At 33.6% G+C, this 503-nt stretch carries 1 protein-coding gene; it reads left to right on the top strand.

What is annotated here, in order from left to right; translation table 11 throughout:
• Positions 1-503, top strand: a 503-nt coding sequence (locus RMT89_RS40995) for a DUF2357 domain-containing protein (RefSeq protein WP_315888842.1), incomplete at both ends; no start/stop codon positions are given.

Raw genomic sequence — 503 nt, 5'->3', positions numbered from 1 at the left:
ACAATTTTGAAACAACTTTACGTCTTCATAACCAGGCCCCTGAGAAACAGCGATTATCAAACTCTTTTTTGGATGAGTTACATAGCTGGCAACAACCTTTGCAAAAAATATTAAGCCAAAGCTTTTTAAAAGATGTAGGGAATTATAAAGAATTAAACCGTGAATCTTTAGTCCTGCAGCAAAAAACTGGTTACAGTGTAATATATAGAGTATGGCAAGAGCTAAAATTTTATTTAAACGCTTTTGGAAATCATTCAAGTATTTCCATGAAGTCAGTATCTGAAATTTACGAAGTTTGGTGTTTTTTGTGCATAAAACAAATTCTAGAAGAAAATTTAGGATTTACGCTGATTAACAATGGTGCGTCTAAGCTACAGCAATGTGATTTTTTTGAATACCAAATGCAAGATGGTTTCGCTGGAGCATTTCAATTTAAACGTAAAGATGGCGTGACTGCAAAACTAGCGCACGAGCCAAAATTCACTAAAAAAGGAAAAACGATA

This window comes from Streptomyces sp. P17 (assembly GCF_032436805.1).
GTDB lineage: Bacteria > Actinomycetota > Actinomycetes > Streptomycetales > Streptomycetaceae > Streptomyces.
The sequence above is the reverse complement of the archived record's forward strand: the minus strand, read 5'-3'. Positions and strand labels throughout refer to the sequence as shown.